This is a genomic window from uncultured Bradyrhizobium sp., assembly GCF_936943645.1.
In the GTDB taxonomy this organism is placed as follows: domain Bacteria; phylum Pseudomonadota; class Alphaproteobacteria; order Rhizobiales; family Xanthobacteraceae; genus Bradyrhizobium.
The window spans coordinates 42231-63166 of the sequence record NZ_CAKZJO010000041.1; the positions used below are offsets into that span (position 1 = coordinate 42231).

The 20936-nt window shown below is 65.7% G+C and carries 20 protein-coding genes; 9 read left to right on the top strand and 11 right to left on the bottom strand.

Annotated elements, in window-relative coordinates:
• Positions 1-128: 128 nt before the first annotated feature.
• Positions 129-620, bottom strand: a complete 492-nt coding sequence (locus tag Q0743_RS05485; RefSeq protein WP_298240565.1) for a GNAT family N-acetyltransferase — start codon at positions 618-620, stop codon at positions 129-131.
• 115 nt (positions 621-735) lie between these two features.
• Positions 736-2118, bottom strand: coding sequence for a cysteine--tRNA ligase (gene cysS / locus Q0743_RS05490; RefSeq protein WP_298240566.1), 1383 nt, complete (start codon positions 2116-2118; stop codon positions 736-738).
• Between the two features lie 290 nt (positions 2119-2408).
• Between cysS and Q0743_RS05495 the strand changes: the two genes are divergently transcribed.
• Together Q0743_RS05495 and Q0743_RS05500 are read left to right on the top strand one after the other, a co-directional pair.
• A complete protein-coding gene (locus tag Q0743_RS05495; RefSeq protein WP_298240567.1) occupies positions 2409-2702 on the top strand; it encodes a hypothetical protein in 294 nt (97 codons plus the stop codon).
• A gap of 143 nt (positions 2703-2845) precedes the next feature.
• Positions 2846-4036: a DUF2865 domain-containing protein gene (locus Q0743_RS05500; protein ID WP_298240568.1), complete on the top strand. Its 1191-nt coding sequence runs from the start codon at positions 2846-2848 to the stop codon at positions 4034-4036.
• Between the two features lie 196 nt (positions 4037-4232).
• On the opposite strand, the gene Q0743_RS05505 is transcribed toward Q0743_RS05500, so the two are convergent.
• From Q0743_RS05505 to Q0743_RS05515, 3 genes are read right to left on the bottom strand one after another with little or no spacing between them, the layout of a single operon-like run.
• Positions 4233-5990, bottom strand: coding sequence for an NAD+ synthase (locus Q0743_RS05505; protein ID WP_298240569.1), 1758 nt, complete (start codon positions 5988-5990; stop codon positions 4233-4235).
• 16 nt (positions 5991-6006) lie between these two features.
• The gene (locus tag Q0743_RS05510) at positions 6007-6360 is read right to left on the bottom strand and encodes a diacylglycerol kinase (protein WP_298240570.1); all 354 of its coding nucleotides are present in this window, start codon (positions 6358-6360) and stop codon (positions 6007-6009) included.
• A gap of 4 nt (positions 6361-6364) precedes the next feature.
• Complete coding sequence (locus tag Q0743_RS05515) at positions 6365-7753, bottom strand: class II 3-deoxy-7-phosphoheptulonate synthase (protein ID WP_298240571.1); 1389 nt, start codon at positions 7751-7753, stop codon at positions 6365-6367.
• Between the two features lie 182 nt (positions 7754-7935).
• On the opposite strand from Q0743_RS05515, the gene Q0743_RS05520 reads away from it, so the two are divergent.
• A complete protein-coding gene (locus tag Q0743_RS05520; RefSeq protein ID WP_298240572.1) occupies positions 7936-8832 on the top strand; it encodes an alpha/beta fold hydrolase in 897 nt (298 codons plus the stop codon).
• Between the two features lie 1116 nt (positions 8833-9948).
• On the opposite strand, the gene Q0743_RS05525 is transcribed toward Q0743_RS05520, so the two are convergent.
• The 6 genes from Q0743_RS05525 to fliI form a co-directional block, all read right to left on the bottom strand.
• A complete protein-coding gene (locus Q0743_RS05525) occupies positions 9949-11166 on the bottom strand; it encodes an NAD(P)/FAD-dependent oxidoreductase (protein ID WP_298240573.1) in 1218 nt (405 codons plus the stop codon).
• A gap of 143 nt (positions 11167-11309) precedes the next feature.
• Positions 11310-12269 carry an AraC family transcriptional regulator gene (locus Q0743_RS05530; RefSeq protein ID WP_298240574.1) on the bottom strand — a complete coding sequence of 320 codons (960 nt, stop codon included), beginning with the start codon at positions 12267-12269 and terminating at the stop codon, positions 11310-11312.
• A gap of 197 nt (positions 12270-12466) precedes the next feature.
• Positions 12467-13528 carry an anti-sigma factor gene (locus tag Q0743_RS05535; protein WP_298240575.1) on the bottom strand — a complete coding sequence of 354 codons (1062 nt, stop codon included), beginning with the start codon at positions 13526-13528 and terminating at the stop codon, positions 12467-12469.
• A gap of 67 nt (positions 13529-13595) precedes the next feature.
• The gene (locus Q0743_RS05540) at positions 13596-14141 is read right to left on the bottom strand and encodes a sigma-70 family RNA polymerase sigma factor (protein ID WP_298240576.1); all 546 of its coding nucleotides are present in this window, start codon (positions 14139-14141) and stop codon (positions 13596-13598) included.
• A gap of 325 nt (positions 14142-14466) precedes the next feature.
• Positions 14467-14886, bottom strand: a complete 420-nt coding sequence (gene fliJ, locus Q0743_RS05545) for a flagellar export protein FliJ (RefSeq protein ID WP_011084990.1) — start codon at positions 14884-14886, stop codon at positions 14467-14469.
• A gap of 121 nt (positions 14887-15007) precedes the next feature.
• Positions 15008-16333, bottom strand: a complete 1326-nt coding sequence (gene fliI, locus Q0743_RS05550; RefSeq protein ID WP_298240577.1) for a flagellar protein export ATPase FliI — start codon at positions 16331-16333, stop codon at positions 15008-15010.
• Between the two features lie 451 nt (positions 16334-16784).
• Between fliI and ctrA the strand changes: the two genes are divergently transcribed.
• The 6 genes from ctrA (at position 16785) to yacG (ending at position 20885) form a co-directional block, all read left to right on the top strand.
• Positions 16785-17486 (top strand): response regulator transcription factor CtrA, encoded by a 702-nt coding sequence (gene ctrA, locus Q0743_RS05555; protein ID WP_016848562.1) that lies wholly within the window; start codon positions 16785-16787, stop codon positions 17484-17486.
• Between the two features lie 163 nt (positions 17487-17649).
• The gene (locus Q0743_RS05560) at positions 17650-18054 is read left to right on the top strand and encodes a DUF350 domain-containing protein (RefSeq protein WP_298240578.1); all 405 of its coding nucleotides are present in this window, start codon (positions 17650-17652) and stop codon (positions 18052-18054) included.
• Between the two features lies 1 nt (position 18055).
• The gene (locus Q0743_RS05565; RefSeq protein ID WP_298240579.1) at positions 18056-18460 is read left to right on the top strand and encodes a hypothetical protein; all 405 of its coding nucleotides are present in this window, start codon (positions 18056-18058) and stop codon (positions 18458-18460) included.
• Between the two features lie 6 nt (positions 18461-18466).
• Positions 18467-19627: a glutathionylspermidine synthase family protein gene (locus tag Q0743_RS05570; protein ID WP_298240580.1), complete on the top strand. Its 1161-nt coding sequence runs from the start codon at positions 18467-18469 to the stop codon at positions 19625-19627.
• A gap of 299 nt (positions 19628-19926) precedes the next feature.
• Entirely contained in the window at positions 19927-20556 is a 630-nt protein-coding gene (locus Q0743_RS05575) for a Maf-like protein (protein WP_298240581.1), read from the top strand.
• 146 nt (positions 20557-20702) lie between these two features.
• Positions 20703-20885 (top strand): DNA gyrase inhibitor YacG, encoded by a 183-nt coding sequence (yacG, locus tag Q0743_RS05580; protein WP_298240582.1) that lies wholly within the window; start codon positions 20703-20705, stop codon positions 20883-20885.
• Positions 20886-20936: the final 51 nt, after the last annotated feature.

Here is a 20936-nt window from a genome sequence, read left to right on the forward strand (position 1 = left end):
GCGCAGCATCGTCGGGAGGGGGGTGCCACACGGGTGGTCCGAGTGCGGGGCTACCCCCCTCCCCAACCCTCCCCCACAAGGGGCGAGGGAGCGGAGAGAGGATCGCGTGCGGCCAAGGCGCTCCTTGCTCATTGCCCCGCTCCGAGCGTCTTCTTCATGGTGGTGTTGGCGAGCCACTCGTCGTTGATGGTGACGCTGTTGCGTTGCTGGGCGGTGTAGCCGCGCTTGGTGAAAAAGCCCTGCGCGGTGTCGCTGGCATCGACCGAGAGGCTGGACGCGCCGCGGCCGCCGGCAAGCTTCTCCAGCGCGTCGACCAGCATGGTGGCGATGCCCTGCCCGCTCACGGCCGGATGGACATAGAGCATGCGGATGTGATCGGTGCCGCGCAACGAGGCGAAGCCGACGGGCGAGCCTTCGATCGTCGCGATCAGCGTCAGGTCGGAGGCGAGCCGCTTGCCGAACTCCTCGTCCTCGGCCGCCTCCATCCAGGCCTGCTGTTGCGCCTCGCTGTAATCGTCACCGGTCAGCTCCTCGATGCTGGCCGTGAAGATCGCGGCGAGCACCGGCACGTCATCGGGCAGGAACGGCCGCAGGCCGGCCTTTGGCAAAGTCTGTCCCATCGTCTTCACCACATCCCGTAGAGTTTCAGCACGATCGCCACGGCGGCTCCAAGCAGCAGGACCTTCAGGGCGATGTAATAGAGCCAGTGACGCGGGAAAGGCGTGTCGGGCCGCTTCATCGCGCAATCTCCCACGTCGTTCCGTCCTTGGAATCCTTGATCGCAACGCCCATTGCCGCAAGCAGATCACGGATGCGATCGGACTCCTTGAAGTCCTTGCGGCCACGAGCCGCCGTGCGCTCGGCGATGAGGCGCTCGACCTCGTTGGCATCGACGCCGCTCGCCTGCTGCTTGCGGCCTTCCCACTGCGCGGCGCTCTCGGACAGGAAGCCCAGCAGCTGCAACGAGCCCGCCAGCGCACTCACGTCGCCGCCGCGCAGGCCATGCAGCGCCGCGATCGCCAGCGGCGTGTTGAGGTCGTCGAGCAGCGGCTCGACCACGGATGCGGCCGGCTTACCGGGCTCGGCATCCGCAGCAACGCGATACCAGTCGTCGAGCGTCTTGGCGCTCTCCTCCAGCGACTTCATGGTCCAGTCGATCGGCGAGCGGTAGTGCGTCTTCAGCATGTTCAGGCGCAGCACCTCGCCCGGCCAATCCCTGAGCAGTTCGTGAATGGTGATGAAGTTGCCGAGGCTCTTCGACATCTTCTCACTCTCGACCTGCAGGAAGCCGTTGTGCATCCAGTAGTTCGCCATGCGCTGCTGATGGAAGGCGCAGCAGGTCTGCGCGACTTCGTTCTCGTGATGCGGAAACACGAGATCGATGCCGCCACCGTGGATGTCGAAATGCTCGCCGAGATGCTTCCAGGCCATCGCCGAGCACTCGATGTGCCAGCCGGGACGGCCCTCGGCCTTGATGCCTGATGGCGACGGCCATGACGGCTCGCCGGGCTTCGACGGTTTCCACAGCACGAAATCGGTGTTGCCCTTCTTGTAGGGCGCGACATCGACGCGCGCGCCGGCCACCATCTCGTCCAGCGAGCGGTTGGACAGCGCGCCATAGCGCGGCAGTCCATCGTTGGCCGCGTTCATCGCCTGCGGCGAGAACAGCACGTGATCCTCGGCGACATAGGCAAAGCCGCCCTTGACCAGCCGCTCGATGATCTCGCGCATCTCCGCGATATGCTCGGTCGCGCGTGGTTCGACGCTCGGCCGCAGGGCGCGGAGCGCATCGACGTCGGCGTGAAACTGCTTGCCGGTCTGCTCGGTGACTTTCCGGATCGCTTCGTTCAGCGGCAGCCCGGGAAAATCGCGCGCGGCGCGGTCGTTGATCTTGTCGTCGACGTCGGTGATGTTGCGGACATATTTGACGTGCGCCTCGCCATAGAGATGACGCAGCAAGCGAAACAGCACGTCGAACACGATCACCGGCCGCGCATTGCCGATATGGGCGAAGTCATAGACGGTCGGTCCGCAGACATACATGCGGACATTGTTCGGATCGAGCGGCACAAAGGTGCGCTTTTCCCGGCTCAGCGTATCGTAGAGGCGCAATTCCATGACAAACCCATCCCTTGCGGCCGGGCGTCCGAGGCTCTCAATGTTTGAGAAAAGACGGCTCCAGCCAGCGAATCGCTAGCTCGTAATCTCGCGGCAAATGGCGCAAATGGCGAGGAGACCGTTCATGCGGAACATATGGGCTATAAGGCGCCCCTCCGTCAAGGGAGCCGCGAAAACAACGCGTTATGCCCGGTCAAAGCGCGCGGCCGGCCATGCCGGTTCATGATCCCCTAACCATTTGAGCCCATTCTGGAACCGGCAGTTCCCCTTTTTTGCCCCTGGTGCTTTTCATGCGATTCTTGCCCGCGCTCATTTCCAGCGCCCTCATCCTTGCAGCCTCCAGCGCCTTCGCCGAGAGCCGCGTCTTCATCATCGCCAATCAGGCGGTCGACCATTGCCTGGCCAAGGGTGACAAATGCGGCGCCTCCGCGGCACGCACCTATTGCCAGTCACGCGAATTTGCCCAGGCTTCGGCCTATCGTCGGGTCGATCCCGACGAAATTACCGGCTCCGTCCCCAAATCCGGCACAAATTGCTCCCATGGCCATTGCGACGAATATGTCGCAATCACCTGCCAGCGCTGAATTTGCTCGGAGCTGGCGCAGCTTAGGCCGGTCCTTTGGCCCCGGAAACGACGTGACGATGCCGCGGGAAGCGGCTATTGGAGGGCGCGCTTCGGCCCTGCAAAGTCACGTCGAAAGTCACATGGGGCCGTGACCTCGCTAGAATGGCGGATATGCCTGAATTCCCCTTCCTCTCCCGTGCTCGCTTTCTCCTTGCCTGCACCGTGCTCTTGAGCACGGCCGTGCTCGCCACCGGCGCCTTCGCCCAGGCCGGCCCGCCCGGACCGCCGCCGCAGCCTGGCCAGAACGGCCTCGGGCCGAACCCGATGTGCGTCCGGCTGGAGGGCCAGCTTGTCGCGCTGGATCGTGGTGGCGGCGGTGGCGACCCCGCGCGTGAGGAGCAGATCCGCCGTTACCAGGATTCCCAGGCCAAGCAGCAGGCCGAGCTCGATCGCGTCACCATGCAGGCCAAGCGCATGGGCTGCGACTCCTCCGGCTTCTTCTCGCTGTTCAACGGCCAGTCAGCCCAGTGCGGCCCGGTCAACACCCAGATCCAGCAGATGCGCGCCAATCTGGATCAGATCACCGGCAATCTCGAGCGCCTGCGCGGCGGTGCCGGCGGCGGCTACAGCCCGGAGCGCGACAACCAGCGCCGCTCGGTGCTGGCGGCGCTGGCACAGAACAATTGCGGCCCGCAATATGCCGCTGCGGCCCAGCAGCAAGGCGGCGGCAATTTCCTGAGCAATCTGTTCGGCGGCAACAATGCCGGCAATCCGCAAGGCGCGCCGCCCTCCGATCTCGGACCGCAGTCCGGTACCTACCGCACCGTGTGCGTGCGCACCTGCGACGGCGCTTATTTCCCGATCTCGTTCGCCACGGTGCCGGCGCGCTTCCCCGACGACGAGAAGACCTGCAAGGCGCTCTGCCCGGCCGCGGAGGCCGTGCTCTACACCCATCGCAATCCCGGCGAAGACATGAACTCGGCGGTCTCCATCAGCGGCCAGCCCTACACGGCGCTGCCCACCGCTTTCAAATTCCGCAGCGAGTTCAACCCGTCCTGCTCCTGCAAGGCCGCAGGACAGACCTGGGCGGACGCGCTGAAATCCGCCGACGACAAGGCGACCGCCGAGCAGCAGGGCGACATCATCGTCACCGAGGAGAGCGCCAAGAAAATGCAGCAGCAGCGGCTCAACAAGGGCACGCCTGCGAACGCCAAGAAAGGCGCGGCACCCGCGCCGACCACGGCGACGGCACCGGCGGCGACGCCGCCCGCAGACACGGGTACCGCTGCGAACTCCGAGAACAAGCCGATCCGCTCGGTCGGCCCGACCTTCCTGCCGCAGCAGCAGAAATAGGAGATCTTCCTTCTCCCCTTGCGGGAGAAGGTGGCGCGAAGCGCCGGATGAGGGGTTCTATCCGTGCGCACATGTGTGAATGCGGAGACAACCCCTCACGCGAGTGAGCTTGTTGCAGCTGCGGAGCTGCCCTCTCCCACAAGGGGCGAGGGCACAACAACGCTCATCTCGCTTGCGGCCACGGAAGTGAAGTCGCTCACCCCTCGAACGCGTCGATCGAGGCCTTGCTGCCGCGCGACACCAGCGTGTCATCCGGTGCGGGCAGCTTCTCGCCCTTGTCGCGAAAGCGGTTGGTGATGGGGTAGCGACGGTCGCGGCCGAAATTCCTGGCCGTCACCTTCACGCCGGGCGCGGCCTGCCGGCGCTTGTATTCGGCGACGTTGAGCAGATGGTCGATGCGGCTGACGATCTCGCGATCGAAGCCGGCCGCGATGATCTGACCGAGCGGCTCCTCGCGTTCGATCAGCCGTTCCAGGATTCCGTCGAGCACCTCGTAAGGCGGCAATGAATCCTCATCGCGTTGGTTCTCGCGCAGCTCCGCGGTCGGCGGCCGCGTGATGATGTCGGGCGGGATCACCTCGCCGGCGGGTCCGAGCGCCCCGTCCGGCTTCCAGCCGTTGCGCAAGCGCGCCATCCGGAACACCTGCGTCTTGTAGATGTCCTTGATCGGATTGAAGCCGCCGTTCATGTCGCCATAGAGCGTGGCGTATCCGACTGACATTTCCGACTTGTTGCCCGTCGTCATCACCATCAGGCCGGTCTTGTTGGAGATCGCCATCAAGAGCGTGCCGCGGGTGCGGGCCTGAAGATTCTCTTCGGTGATATCGGGCGGCAGATTCTTGAAAAGGCCCGAGAGGATGGTCTCGAAGCCGGTCACGGCTTCGGCGATCGGCAGCACCTCGTAGCGGATGCCGAGATGGCCGGCGAGCTCGCCGGCGTCGGCGATCGAATGCGCGGCCGTATAGCGATATGGCAGCATGACGCCATGCACCTGGTCGGCGCCGAGCGCATCGACCGCGATCGCCGCGCACAGCGCGGAATCGATGCCGCCGGAGATGCCGAGCAGCACGCCGGGAAAGCCGTTCTTGGCAACATAGTCGCGCAGACCCAGCACGCAGGCGGCGTAATCGGCCTTGTCGCCCTCGATAAGCTCGGCGATCGGTCCCGTACAGCGCCAGTCGTCGCCGTTGCGGGTGAAGCGCAGCGTGACGACGCTGTCCTCGAACGCCGGTAGTTGCGCGGCGAGCGAGAGATCGCCGTTGAGCGCGAAGGAAGCGCCGTCGAACACCAGCTCGTCCTGGCCGCAAACCTGGTTGAGATAGACCAGCGGCAGCCCGCTCTCGGTCACGCGCGCGACAGCGACCGACAGACGCACGTCGTTCTTGTCGCGGGCGTAAGGCGAGCCGTTGGGGACCAGGATGATCTCGGCACCGGTCTCGGCCAGCGTCTCGACCACGTTCTCGTAATCCTCGGACTCCTCCAGCCAGATGTCCTCGCAGATCGGCACGCCGATCCGCACGCCGCGCACGGTCACGGGACCCGCGGCGGGCCCGCGCGCAAACAGCCGCTTCTCGTCGAACACGCCGTAATTCGGCAAATTGCACTTGAAGCGCAGTGCGGCGATGCGGCCGCCGTCGAGCAGCGCGCAGGCATTGTAGAGCCTGCCGTCCTCGACCCAGGGCGTGCCCACCAGCATGGCCGGCCCGCCGTCGGCGGTCTCGCGCGCCAACGCTTCGATCGCGGCGCGGCAGGCCGCCTGGAACGCCGGCTTCTGCACCAGGTCTTCCGGCGGATAGCCGGCGATGAACAGTTCCGGAAACAGCACGAGATCGGCGCCGTCGGCAACGGCTCGCGCGCGCGCAGAGCGCACCTTGGCGGCATTGCCCTCGATGTCGCCCATGACAGGATTGAGCTGGGCGAGCGTGACCGCGAATGCGTTGAGACGTTCGGTCATGGCCGCCGCGCTCCGATCAGATGAATCCCAACCGCTCGACGATGGCGAAGATCCAGAACGCGCCGGCCATCAGCAGCGCCACGCCGACTGCCGCCGAGCCCATGTCCTTGACCCGGCCGATCTGCTTGTCGTGGTCCATGGTCAGGCGGTCGGCGAGCTTTTCGATCGCGGTGTTGAGCAGCTCGACGACCAGCACGAACGCGACGGCACAGACCAGCTCGACGGCCCGCATCGCGGTCGCGCCGATCAACCAGGCAAGCGGCACTGACACGAGGAGCGCAAAGATTTCCTCGCGGACGGCCTGCTCCGAACCAATCGCAAAGGCCAGACCGTTACGGGAATTGATCGTGGCCTTCCAGATCCGCAGCAAGATCCTAGAGCCCCGCTGCGACCGGCATCGGCTGGGCCTTGCCCGCGCGCTCCTGCTTGAGGAGCTCTGCGATCAGGAAGGCCATGTCGATGGATTGCTCGGCGTTGAGGCGGGGATCGCAGACCGTGTGGTAGCGGTCGTTGAGGTCCTCGTCGGTGATCGCGCGGGCGCCGCCGAGGCATTCGGTGACGTCCTGGCCCGTCATCTCCAGATGCACGCCGCCGGCATGGGTGCCTTCGGCGGCATGGATCGCGAAGAACGACTTCACCTCGGACAGGATGCGGTCGAACGGCCGCGTCTTGTAGCCCGACGTGGAGGTGATGGTGTTGCCGTGCATGGGATCGCACGACCAGACCACCACCTTGCCCTCGCGCTTCACGGCGCGGATCATGTTCGGCAGATGCTCGCCGATCTTGTCCGAGCCGAAGCGGCCGATCAGCGTCAACCGGCCCGGTTCGTTGTCGGGGTTGAGCACGTCGATCAGCTTCAGCAGCTCGTCGGGCTTGAGCGACGGGCCGCACTTCAGGCCGATCGGGTTCTTGATGCCGCGGAAATATTCGATATGACCGTGATCGAGCTGGCGGGTGCGATCGCCGATCCAGATCATGTGGCCCGAGGTCGCATACCAGTCGCCCGTCGTGGAATCGACGCGGGTCAACGCCTGCTCGTAGCCGAGCAGCAGCGCCTCGTGGCTGGTGTAGAAATCGGTGGCGCGCAGCTCGGGATGGGCTTCGAGGTCGAGGCCGCAGGCGCGCATGAAGTTGAGCGCGTCCGAGATGCGGTCGGCCAGCTCCTTGTAGCGGCGGGACTGCGGCGAGTCCTTGAGGAAGCCGAGCATCCATTGATGCACGCTGCCGAGATTGGCGTAACCGCCGGTGGCGAAGGCGCGCAGCAGGTTGAGCGTCGCGGCCGACTGGCGATAGGCCATCAGCTGGCGCTGCGGATCGGGGATTCGCGCTTCCTTGGTGAAGGCGATGTCGTTGACGATGTCGCCGCGATAGCTCGGCAGCTCGACGCCGTTCAGCTTCTCAGTCGGCGAGGAGCGCGGCTTGGCGAACTGGCCGGCGACGCGGCCGACCTTCACCACCGGCACCGCGCCGGCATAGGTCAGCACCACCGCCATCTGCAGCAGCACGCGGAAGAAATCGCGGATGTTGTTGGCACCGTGCTCGGCGAAGCTCTCGGCGCAGTCGCCGCCCTGGAGCAGGAAGGCCTCGCCGGCCGCAACCCGCGCCAGCGCCTTCTTCAGATTGCGCGCCTCGCCCGCGAACACCAGCGGCGGAAAGGTCGCAAGCTGCGCCTCGACGTCAGCCAGAGCCTTGGCGTCGGGATAGTCGGGCACCTGTAGCACCGGCTTGCTGCGCCAGGACTCGGGCGTCCACCGCTCGGACATCGCAATCTCTCCGTGAAGCAAAAAAGTGCAACCTGATCTGGGGGTTGCGAGGGCCGCCTTATACACAGGCTGGCACGACATCGCCAGTTGTAAATCCGCTTCGGATCGCAAACCCTTGCGGGCAAAGCCAAATTCGCATTTGCTAGGAAACGGCGAGGAAACCGGCAGGGATACCTTCTGCCATGGACGTGGCACTGGACGACGTTTTCATCGACGAAATCAGCTTCCCGGCGACCGACGGGTATGGGCTGAGCGGCACCCTGTTCCTGCCGCGCGGCACCAAGCGCCATGCGGTGCTGATCAATTCGGCGACCGCCGTCCCGCGCAAGATCTATCGCGGCTTTGCCTCCTACCTCGCCCATCGCGGCTGCGCCGTGCTGACTTACGACTATCGCGGCATTGGTGACAGCCGGCTTCCGGCCATGGTGGGCTACAACCAGCCGAAATCGCTGGTCGGCTTCAAGGCCTCGATGTCGGACTGGGCCGCGCAGGACGTCACCGCGGCAGTGCGCTGGATGCGCGAGCGCTATCAGGGTCTGCCGCTGGCCTATATCGGCCATTCCTTCGGCGGCCAGGCGCTCGGGCTGATCGAAAACAATACCGACATCTCGCGCGCGGCCCTGGTGGCCTCGCAGGCGGCGACCTGGCGACTGATGACCTCGCCGGAAAAATATCGCGTCTTCGCCTTCATGAATTTTGTCGGCGTGCCACTGGTCCATGCGCTCGGCTATGCGCCGGGCTGGGCCGGGGTCGGCGAGGATCTGCCCAAGGGCGTCTTCCTGCAATGGGCCGAGTGGGTTTCGAGCCCGCGTTATCTGTTCGATTCAAAACTGCCGGCGCTGGAGAATTTCACAAAGTTCAAGGGCGAGTTGCGGGCGCTGTGCTTCTCCGACGATCCCTGGGCGACGCGACCGGCGGTCGAGCTGCTCGCGAGCGGATTCACCGGGGTCAAGCCGGAGGTGCTGACGGTGAGGCCGTCCGACGTCGGCGCCAAGGCGATCGGTCATTTCGGCTTCTTCCGTCCCGATCACCGCGACACGCTGTGGCGCGGGGTGGCGGAATGGATCCAGGGCGAGTGAGCCCGATGCGGGCGCGGTGACGACGGTCTTCCCTCTCGCGTCCCGGACACGCTGCAGCGTTCTTACGCTGCTGCGCAGAGCCGGGACCCGGCAGGCCACAGCACGCGCTGTAACATGGGCCCCGGCTCTGCGCAGCAACGCGAAAGGCGTTGCAGCGCGTCCGGGGCACGAGCGGTGGTTGGGCGCGCGAAGTCAAGCCATCCACAATCTTTCCGCATGACAGTATCCGTTCCGTCATCCTGAGGCGCGAGCCGTGGGACGCAACGCGTCCCACGGGGAGCCTCGAAGGGTGACGGTCTTAGATGATGCTTGCGGCCGCATTCGGTATTCGCTTTCGACGTCCAGACACACCTTCGCATCCTCGCGGCGCATCTCGCCCGAGCTTTGCTTCGTCCTCTTCACCCTCCTGAACGAGGGCGCAGGGAAGACCGGGCGCCGGCTGGCACCCGCGGTCCACTGTGCGAATCCTGCGTGACAAGAAGCTGCACAGCGGCATACAGGTGTAGCCAGGACATCCCGGCCTTCCCTGCGCAGTGGCTTTACGGCTTATGTCGTGATCTCCCCGGGGAGCGTTGCACTATTGCCCCCGTCGCCTTGCGGATGGCTGATGCGTGCGTCCGGTTGAACGACATGCATCACCACAAAACTTGGCGCACAGACCCCGGGCGCCAGGACCACACGATTTTGCCGTACGCCAATCACACCGGTCGTATGCGCCAGGTGTTTCGCTCACGGTTGCCCGCCCTGCAAAATCCTTTGCGCCGACGTGACCTGCGTCCACCGCCGCCCGGCCCGCGTTCGTGACGATCGCGATACGCCCCTCTTCCTTGGGCCGGGTTGCCGCGATGGATACGCCCTTTCCGAATTTCGGTAAAGTTGAATATTTTTGATCGCCCGGATTGACCGAGCATTTGGGTGTTTTGCCCGTCAGGCAACGCAAGGGCTTGTGGTTGGGTCGCGGGATTGTCCCACGCGATGGCCGTCGCCATTCCCTGAAGGCGGGGAATCCAGCACGCCGCGGCTTCTCCGGACTCACGACTGTCTCTGGAAACCTGGATCGTCCGCTCCCGTGCGCAATTGCGCACAAGGCGGACGATCACACTGAATACCCGGCGACTACCTTGCCCCATAGGTCGGCGGCGGCGCCTGCACCGTCGGCGCGGCCGCCGCGAACAGCTCGTCCTTGCGCCCGGAGAGCGGCGGATAGATGCGCTGGCGGTTGATGGTCTGCTTGGTCGCCTTCGCGGCCGCGCCGGTCGTCTTGACCTCGCGGTCCCAGCCCTCCGTATAGAGCGCGCCCCAGCCGCCGAGATCGAGCACGGTCACGTACCAGTCGATCCGCAGCGGCAGCATCGGCAGGCCGACGAGATCTGCAACGACGTTGTGACCGGCAAAGCGGCCCATGGGGCGCGCGAACTGGCACGACATCACCGTCGGATGCAGGCCGTCGACCACGCTCGAGGCGACGTCACCGGCCGCGAACACGCCGCCGACATCGGCAACCCGCATGAAGGGATCGACCAGGAGGCGCCCGAGCCGGTCGCGCGCGTCCGGAAAGCTTGCCGCCAGAGGGCTCGCGCGCATTCCGGCACACCAGATCACGGTCTGCGCCGCGACGAATTCGCCCGAGCTCAAATGCACGCCGGCCGCCTCGACGGAGGCGACGCGCACGCCCAGCCGTGTCTCGACCTCCAGTGACGCCAGTGCCGTCTCGATGACGGGGCGCGCGTGCGCACCGATGGTCGCGCCCACCGCCGGATTGGAATCCACCAGAACGACGCGCCGGCTGCCGGTGATGCCGGCACGCGCCAGCCTGTCCGCCATCTCGGCCGCGACCTCGATGCCGGTGAATCCGGCGCCGACCACCACGACCGTCGAACGCCCCGGCGACGGCGCGCTGCGTCCGAGCGAGGCGAGATGGTCCTCGAGCCGAAGCGCCGCGGCATAGGTATCGACATCGAAGGCGTGCGCGGCGAGCCCGGGAATATCGGGCCGCATCACTTCGCTGCCGAGCGCCAGCACGAGGCGGTCATAGGCCAGCACCTCCTCGCCGCCGCTCGTGAGAAGCGATATCCGGCGATGCAAGGGGTCGATGGCCTCGACCTCGCCGAGGCCGTGGCTGACACCGATCGGATCGAGCAATCGACCAAGCGGAAGCGCGACCTCGTCGAGGTCGGCCTCGTAATTGCGCACGCGGATGTTGTGATAGGGATTGCGGTCGACGAGATGGATCTCGATGTCGCCGTTCGCGCCGATCTCGTCGCGCTTGCGCGCGGCACCGATGGCCGCCCACAGGCCTGCAAATCCGGCGCCGAGCACGACGATACGCGCCATGTCCGTTGACTGCATTTCCCGAGACAACGACAGGCGATCGAGCAGCCTGCCCGTAGGGGTCAATATAACCTATCAGGGAGAACGGACCAACCGCGGCGGCAACGACCGCCGGGCGAAATCGTAAAGCCGAAGCGCAATGCTGCTCACGCCTCGCGCAGTTCCGACGGTGTCGCGCCAAAACGCTTGCGGAAGGCGCGGTTGAAATAGGACAGGTCGGAAAAGCCCGAGGAATGCGCGATGTCGCTGATCTTGCGCGTCCTGGCGCGGGGATCGCCGAGCAGTTTTCGCGCCTGCAGCAGGCGCTGCTCCAGCACGAATTCGGTGAAGGTGGTGCCGGCCTGCTCGAACAGGCGCTGCGCCTGGCGCGGGCTGAGGCCCGAGCGCGTCGCGATCTCAGACAGGCAGAGATCGTTGCGGCCGAGGGCGGCCATCACGTCGGCGCGCATGAGGTCGAGGCGCGCCGCCGCATGGCCGCGGCCGCGGGCGAGGCTTGCATGCTCGGCGTCGGTGCCGAGCAGGAGGCCGACCAGATCGACCATATGCTGCGCGGTCAGGCGCTGGCCGACGGCGTCCAGATGCGGCGCGTGATTGGCGGCGAGCGCGTGGTAGCGGAAGATGGTCTCGGCGACCGCGCCGTCGCTGAGCACTTGCGACAGCTTGTCCTCGGCGCGCGGATTGATCTCCAGCAGCGCCCGGCGCGGCATGCGGATGGTGGTGAAGCGGTCCTCAATGGTGTGGCCGACGCTGCCGGTGATGCCCATGTCGACGAGCACCATCTGCGCGGGCGCGAGCTCCACGGTATGACCGTTCTGCCCGACGCGAACGAGGCCGGCATGTGCCGCGATCAGCACGAAGTCGTCGCTGCCGTCGGCAAGATGGCTCTGGGTGCGGGAATATTGCGCGGAGGCGCCTTCGGGAATGGCGAGCGCGATGTTGTCGACCACGCTGATCTGGAGCCGGCAATCGATGCTGTCGCCACGGCTCGGTCCGATATCGAGGCCGCAGGCTCCCAAGGCCCGCTCGCGCCAATGCTCGAACGCCGCACCTTGCGGCAGGCCCGTATATTGGTGAACGAAGATGCCCGGCGTTTTCGCTGCATCCATCTGATTTCCAGCCCCTCTTCCGGCTCCGCGATCGGCGGCGCCGACTGCAATTTCCGGGAATTTGACGCCCCGGACTGCGGCGAGGTTCAAATCGGGGGGCGATTCAGGGGGATTTGTCCGGATGCGACGGCGGGATGGACGGTGGCGACAGTTTCGTACCCCGCATGAGCGCCAGCAATATGCGGGAACAGAGGTCCCTACTTCTTCGCGGGCGCCTGCGGCTGGGCGGGCGGAACGGTCTCGATCAGCTTGCCAGTGAAGACCGGCGCGGAGTGCGGATTGCCGTCGGGCGAGCCGCCGGCCTGCTCGACGGTGACGGCGTAGGTGGCGCCGTTGACGACGTCGGCATCGTAGCCGGCGAGCAGCGGACGCGCGGTGAAATCACCGGCGCCGATCACGCCGAGCGAGCGGGGACGCGGCAGCTTGTCGGAGATCAGCCAGAGCTCGAAACTCTTGCCGGGCTCCGGCGACGCACCGACCTTGCGCACGGTGAAGTTCTTGCTCGCGCCGTCGACCGTGAGAATGAAGGCGGGCCCGCCGGCCTGGCCCTGCAGCAGCGCAACATATTGCGCCGAGGCCGCGAGCGGCGCGGCCGGAATCTTCACCTCCACGGTCTGGATGCGCGGCGCGGGACGCAAGGCCCCCGGCAGCGCGTCGGGCAGGAAGATCTGGAGCGACAGCGTGATCAGCAGCGCGGCCGCGAGCGCGCCGGCGGCGGACGCGACGGAGCGCCAGCGCTTCACCCGGCCCTCGAGACGGATCACGTTGCCGTCGTCGGCGACCGCCGCCTGCGGCGCGCGCGCGACGGCGAGATCCGGCGCGTGGACCTGCGGGATGAATTGCGGCGCGACGTCGGGAAGCACGTCGGGCTCGGGACGCGGCGTCTCCGGCGGTGCGGCTTCGGCATGCGGCACGATGGCAGCCTGCGGCGCATCGCCGGCGGACTCCACGGCCTCCGAAGCGGGGAGCTCCGGTGCGGGCGGAGGCGGTGGCGGCGATGCCTCGGCAAGCACAGGCGGCTGCTGCGCCAGCGCCGTGCGCGCGATCTCGGACCTGATGTTCTCCCACACGATCGGGCGCGGCTCGACCGAGCCGACCATCTGGTTGAGGACGCCGAGCCGGAAGGCCCAGGCCTGCACGATGTCGGCGAACGCCTCGTCCACCGCCATCATGGTCTCGACCTGCGCGCGCTCGTCGGCATCGAGCGTACCGAGCGCATATTCCGCGGCGAGCGCGATATGGTCCTCCGAATAGGCCATCAATTGCGGTCCAGCACCATCCTCGCAGTCCAAACCTTCACAGTCCAAACCTTCACAGTTCGAGCATTCATAGTCCGAGGCACTCCCGGATATCCAACATGCTGCGCCGCAGCCACGTCTTCACCGTATTGACGGGCGCTGAAAACTTCTCCGCCAATTGCTCGCGGCTCCAGCCGTTGTAATAGGCGAGCAGCACGAGCCGCTGACGGTCCGGCTCGAGCCGGCCGACGCATTCCAATAGCCGCTTCAGCTCCTCGGTCATCTCCCGGCGCGCCAGCGGGTCGGGGCTGTCGGCCGCCACCTCCATCGCCTGAGGCTCCTCCTCGATCGAGACCTCCGACTTCTTGCGCACGATGTCGATGGCGCGGTTGCGCGCAATCGAGGCCATCCACGTGATCGGCGAGGACAGCGCCGGATTGAACCCGCCTGCGTTGTTCCAGATCTTGACGTAGGTCTCCTGAATGACCTCCTCTGCGAGATCCTGCCTGCGCAAGATACGGAGCACGACGCCATAGAGTTTCGCGCGCGTGGCGGCGTAGAGGCGCTCGAACGCGGCCTGATCGCCCTTCGCCACCGCCTCAATCAACCCGACCAGCTCGGCTGGCGTCAGCATTCAGCCCCCTTATCCTTGTCCCTCTCCCCGTCTGCGGGGTTGGGACGAGCTACGCTCGCCCTGAGAGGGTCGGGGTGAGGGGGAGTCTCCGCAACGGAGGTTGCAGACGGACTCGGGGAGAGTCCCCCTCACCCGGATCGCATCTGGCGATGCGATCCGGCCTCTCCCCGCAAGCGGGGAGAGGCGAACCATCCGCCACCATAGCGCGCGGCCAAGCCGACCACCAAGGGGCGCGGCGCCACGCTGTGGACAGCCCATGCGAAAAACCCGGACCTTGCGGCCCGGGCTTGGCGAAATTCTCGGTGGGTCGGGCTTGCCGGCGCGCTCAGGCGACGGCGCCGATGCGGGCGCGCATCAGGCCGATGCTGTCGAGATCGGCCTGCTCGCGGGCGTTCTCCTCGGCGCGTTCGCGGGCCTGGTCGCGCTCGTCGAGCAGCTCGACCTTCTTCAGCTCCTCGAAGGCCTCGGCCAAAGCGGCCTTGGCTTCGTCGAGCTGGCCCTTGAGCTCGTCGGCCGAGCGGGTCAGGTTCTCGCGGCGCTGGATCGCCGCCTTGGCGTAGGTCGGGTAGGCAAAGTGCGAGGGATCGTTGATCCCGGCGCGCTCCTGCTCGGTCTGGATCTCGCGTTCGAGATCGACCGACATGCGCTGGAAATCGGCGATCATGGTCTCGATCTGGGTGACCCGGCGGCGCTTCTCGTCGACCTGAAACTTCTTCAGGCGAATGAGGGTATCTCGTGACTTCATCGACTCGTACTCCCCAGAAGTCCCCCCGCTGCACGTGGGACGATACCGGTCACCCCAAGGGCCCGATGGGGGCCCTGACCGGCTCTGCTACTCTGTGGGATCGGATGATGACGGGACAAAGTTAGCGTTCCGTTTCCAAATTACCGAGGATTTGCGCCAACTGGCGGTAGCCGTCCGCCAGTGTTGCATTTTCATCCTTGCGCTGGCGCAGGAAGGCTTCCAGCGGCTCGTGCAGGCGGATTGCCTCGTCCACCTCCGGGCTGGAGCCGGCCCGGTAGGCGCCAAGACGGATCAATTCCTCCATGTCGGCATAGGTCGCCATCACCGCCCGCGCCTTCTGGATCACGGGCCAGAACTGCGGGTCGGCCGATTTCGGCATGGTGCGGGAGACGGATTTGAGGATGTTGATGGCGGGATAGCGGCCGCGCTCGGCGATCGAGCGCTGCATCACGATGTGGCCGTCCAGGATGCCGCGGACGGCGTCCGCGATCGGCTCGTTGTGGTCGTCGCCGTCGACCAGCACCGTGAAGATCGCGGTAATGGCGCCCTCGCCCAGGCCCGGGCCGGCGCGCTCCAGCAGCTTCGGCAGCTCGGTGAACACGGTCGGCGTGTAGCCCTTGGCCGTCGGCGGCTCGCCGGCGGACAGGCCGATCTCGCGCTGGGCCATGGCAAAGCGCGTCACCGAGTCCATCAGGCAGAGCACGTCCTGGTTCTCGTCGCGAAAATATTCGGCGACCGCGAGCGTCAGATACGCCGCCTGGCGGCGCATCAGCGCCGGCTCGTCGGAGGTCGCGACCACCACGACGGAGCGCGCCAGGCCCTCTTCTCCAAGATCGTCCTGCAGGAATTCCTGCACCTCGCGGCCGCGTTCGCCGATCAGGCCGATGACGCTGACCGCAGCATCGACGTTGCGCGCGAGCATCGACAGCAGCACCGATTTGCCGACGCCGGAGCCTGCGAAGATGCCCATGCGCTGGCCGCGGCAGCAGGTGAGGAACGTGTTCATCGCGCGCACGCCGAGATCGAGCGGCGCGCCGACGCGCTTGCGCGAATGTGCCGGCGGCGGCGTATTGCGGAACGGCATCGGCGAGGCGCCCTGCGGCAGCGGGCCCTTGCCGTCGATCGGCTCGCCCAGCGCGTTGACGACGCGGCCGAGCCAGGCGGACGAGGGCCGCACCAGATTGGCGGCATTGGCGATCACGGCCTTGCAGCCGCGGCGCACGCCGTCGAGGCCGGCGAACGGCATCACGACAGCGTTGTTGCCGGAGAAGCCGATCACCTCGCAGGGAATCGAACGGTTGGCGCCGGTCTCGATCACCAGCCGTGCGCCGACCGACATCGCGTGGATAGGACCTGCCACCTCGACCATCAGGCCGCGAACGCCGACCACGCGGCCGTAAATGTTGACGCCGTCGATATCGCCGATCTGTTCGGCAAGCGCCTTCATCGGGGAGCCTTCATCAGGAGCGCCTTCATATGAGGGCCTTCATATAAGATGGTGGTCGCTCCAGCGATCTCCGGGACTTCACGGTGAAAACCTTAAGTTTCGCCATATTTCTGAACGGAGCTTAACTTCGTGTTTACCCGCATCATTAATCATTGCGTCACTGTCTTTGTGACTGAGCGTGGCTCCCCTTCAGAAGAAGGCTGAGTCGCGGGAGTCGGTTAGGCCCGTCTCTTAAAGTGGAACTTGAACGGAGCTGGGTGACGAAAGCTGCTTCACGCGCAAGACCTTAGGGCGATTCGACAAAAATTGCACCGGGGGGACTTGCGTTCCAGAATCAGGATTTGTTAACCATCTGTTGTCAGGATCCGAATCAGTTGTTCAAAGGCGTTTTGTTGAGTGCCGCGAATGCGGCCGACCTGACGCCCAGGAGCGGCGACTATGGGGAACTGGCATGCGCGTTTTGCTGATTGAAGATGACAGCGCCGTCGCGCAGTCGATCGAGCTGATGTTGAAGTCTGAGAGCTTCAACGTCTACACGACCGATTTGGGGGAAGAAGGCGTCGATCTCGGTAAATTATACGATTACGACATTATCCTTCTCGACCTCAACCTGCCCGACATGTCCGGCTACGACGTGCTCAAGCAGCTCAGGGTCTCCAAGATCAAGACACCGATCCTGATCCTCTCCGGCCTCGCCGGCATCGAGGACAAGGTCAAGGGTCTCGGCGTCGGCGCCGACGACTACATGACCAAACCCTTCCATAAAGACGAGCTGGTGGCCCGCATCCACGCGATCGTGCGCCGCTCCAAGGGTCACGCCCAGTCGGTCATCCAGACCGGCGATCTCGTCGTCAACCTCGACACCAAGACGGTGGAAGTCGGCGGCCAGCGCGTGCACCTGACCGGCAAGGAGTACCAGATGCTGGAGCTGCTCTCGCTCCGCAAGGGCACGACCCTGACCAAGGAAATGTTCCTCAACCACCTCTATGGCGGCATGGACGAGCCCGAGCTGAAGATCATCGACGTCTTCATCTGCAAGCTCCGCAAGAAGCTGGCCAATGCTTCCGAGGGACGCAACTTCATCGAGACCGTGTGGGGCCGCGGCTACGTGCTGCGCGAGCCGCACGAGGCCGACGAGCGCATCCCCGCCTGATCCTGGGTTTACGTCGCGAGCCCTTGTCGGGCTCGCTCCTCCCAGCCTGGACCCCGCCGCAAATGGCGGGGTTTTGTTTTTGGGCGGATGCTTCATCTCCCTCTTAAGCTTTGAACCGCTATGCTTCCCCCGCCGACGAATGGTCGCGCACGATGGGGGAACGATGATCCTGCAATCACTCGCCGGCCTGCCCGCCTTCCTGGTCTATTTCTGCACCGGGCTGATCGCGATCGTGGCGTATCTGTTCGTCTACACCCGCATCACCGCGCATAACGAGTTCCAGCTGATCCGCGACAACGAGCCCGCCGCGGCGATCGCGCTCGGCCTCAGCCTGCTCGGCTTCGTGGCGCCGCTGGTCAGCGCCATCGCGCATTCGGCCAATGTGCTGGACTGCCTGATCTGGGCGACCATCGCGCTGGTCGTGCAGGTCATCGTGTTCTTCCTCGTCAAGGTGCCGGTGCCGAACCTGTCAGCGCGGATCTCCGCCGGCGAGCTCGCGCCCGCGATCTGGCTTGGCCTGTCCTCGTTCGCCGCCGGCCTCCTCAACGCCGCCAGCATGATCTACTGAGATGGCCGACAAACCACCCAGCAAGGAGTTCGGCAAGCGCCGTCCACGCCTGCCGGCGGATCTGCCGCTGCCGGCCAAGGAACCGGTGAAGCGCTCCGGCCATGTCGCCCTGCTGGTGATGGGCACGCTCGCGGTCGGCACCACGGCTTACACGCTGATGCCGCGGCAGACTTGCGAGCCCACGCCCGGCGCCGTGCCCGGGCAGACCACCACGACCTGCACAAGCAGCAGCGGCAGCAGCTCGTCAGGCGGCACCAGCTCGCGCTGGTCGTCGCGATCGAGCTTCTTCAGCAGCGATTCATCCAGCCATTCTTCGGCCGGAACGTCGTCGTCCGACTCCGGCCACAGCAGCGTGAGCCGCGGCGGCTTCGGCTCGTTCGGCCACGGTTTTTCGGGCGGCGGCTGAGACAACATGCAGCGCATCACTTGCCTTGAGCGCGACGACTGGCGAGAGACGGCGGCGCAATGCGGCTTCGCCTTCCACACCATCGACGGCGAACGCTATTGGGACGAGCGCGCCTATTACGGCTTCACGCTCGACGAGATCGAGCGCGGCATCGAGACGCCCTCGGGCGAGATCGAGGCGATGTGCCTGGAGCTCGCCGGCCGCGTCATCGGCGACGAGCGCGCGTTGCGGCGCCTGCAGATCCCGGAAGCGTTCTGGAGCCTGATCGCCGAGAGCTGGCAGCGCGACGACCGCAGCCTCTACGGCCGGCTCGATTTGAAATACGACGGCAAGTCGCCGGCCAAGCTGCTCGAATACAATGCGGATACCCCGACCTCGATCTTCGAGGCCGCGGTGTTTCAATGGACCTGGCTCGAGCAGGCGATCGAGCGTCGCGTCATCCCCGTGCGTGCCGATCAGTTCAACTCCATTCATGAGCGGCTGATCGCGGCGTGGAAGGAGATTGCGGCTGGCCAGCACGTCCATCTCACCGGCACCCTTGATAACGCCGAGGATGCCGGCACGCTCGCCTATCTCGAGGACACCGCGCGGCAGGCCGGGCTCTCGACGGGGCTGCTCGACATCGAGCAGGTGGGCTGGCGCGACGAGCCTGGCTGCTTCGTCGATCTCGACGAGACCGACATTGCGCTCGCCTTCAAGCTCTATCCCTGGGAATGGATGTTCCAGGACGCCTTCGGCGCAAAACTCAAGGACGCCCCGACACGCTGGATCGAACCGCCATGGAAGGCGGTGCTCTCCAACAAGGGCATATTGCCGCTGCTCTGGGAGATGTATCCGAACCATCCCAATCTGCTGCCGGCCTTCTTCGAGGACGATCCGCGCGCCGCCGAGCTCGGCACGTCCTATGTGCGCAAGCCGCTGCTGTCGCGCGAAGGCGCCAACGTCACGATCGTGTCCGGCGGCATGGCGCTCGACGCGCACGCAGGTCCCTACGGCGCCGAAGGCTTCGTGCGACAGGCCTTGTCACCGCTGCCGAATTTCTCGGGCTTCTATCCGGTGATCGGAAGCTGGCTGGTGAACCACGAGCCGTGCGGCCTGTCGATCCGCGAGGACGAGAGCCCGATCACAGGCAACCACTCGCGGTTTTTGCCGCATGCGATTCTGTGAGTCTTCTCCCTCGCCCCGTTCTTACGGGGAGAGGGTCGGGGTGAGGGGCTGCTTCCGCAAAAAAGGTGGCAGATCGACTCGCGGAGAGTCCCCCTCACCCGGATTGCATCTTCGATGCACTCCGGCCGCTCCCCGCGAGCGGGGAGAGGCGAAGAGCCGTAACACCGACGTCACAGATCGAGGGCACGCATGTCGGAAACCTCGAATCAGCAAAGTCCGGGTTCCCGGGTTGTGAAATCAGCCCCCTTCCGATAGGTTCCACGCGCAATTCACCCCCGCTTCATCTCCCAAATCACCTGATGCTTGGCCGCCCCAAATTCGTACTTGCCTCCGGTTCGCCGCGGCGCCTGTCGCTGCTCAACCAGGCCGGCATCGAGCCGGACGCGCTCCGGCCGGCCGACGTCGACGAGACGCCGAGGCGGGGCGAGCTGCCGCGCGCCTGCGCCAACCGGCTCGCGCGCGCCAAGGCCGATGCGGCGCTGAAATCGGTGCAGCTCGACGACGAGCTGCGCGGCGCCTTCATCCTCTCCGCCGACACGGTGGTGGCGGTCGGCCGCCGCATCCTGCCCAAGGCCAATCTGGTGGACGAGGCGGCGCAGTGCCTGCGGCTGCTGTCGGGCCGCAACCACCGCGTCTACACCGCGATCTGCCTCGTCACGCCGCGTGAGGCGTTCCGCCAGCGCCTGATCGAGACCCGCGTCCGCTTCAAGCGCCTGTCGGAAGACGACATCCAGGCCTATATCGGCTCCGGCGAATGGCGCGGCAAAGCCGGCGGCTATGCCGTGCAGGGCATCGCCGGCTCCTTCGTGGTGAAGATGGTGGGGTCCTACACCAATGTCGTCGGCCTGCCGCTCTACGAGACCACCACGCTGCTCGGCGGCGAAGGTTTTCCGATTCGCTTCGGCTGGCTCAACGCCACCGCCGTCTGAGCCGAACGCCTCGGCTCAACAAAATCGCGAAAACAACCCCATGCACAGTAGAATGGCCTGACGGGGTGACTGCGCCCCCGGCCCAAGGAACCCGTTTGCCGACAGGCTCTTGAACCCTTTCACCCCCCGCGCAAGCCGCCGACATCATGGACGACCAGGTCAAAAAGCCCACGAGCCCGCTCAAAACCTGCCCGATCTGCGGCAAGCCGCAGTCGGAGGTGACCCGTCCATTCTGCTCCTCGCGCTGCCGCGACGTCGATCTGAACCGCTGGCTGAAAGGCTCCTACGTCATCCCCGGCCGCGACGACGACGTCGATGACATGGAATAGTAAGTAATATCAATAGCTTGAACCATCGATCCAGCCGCCATGCGCCAGCAG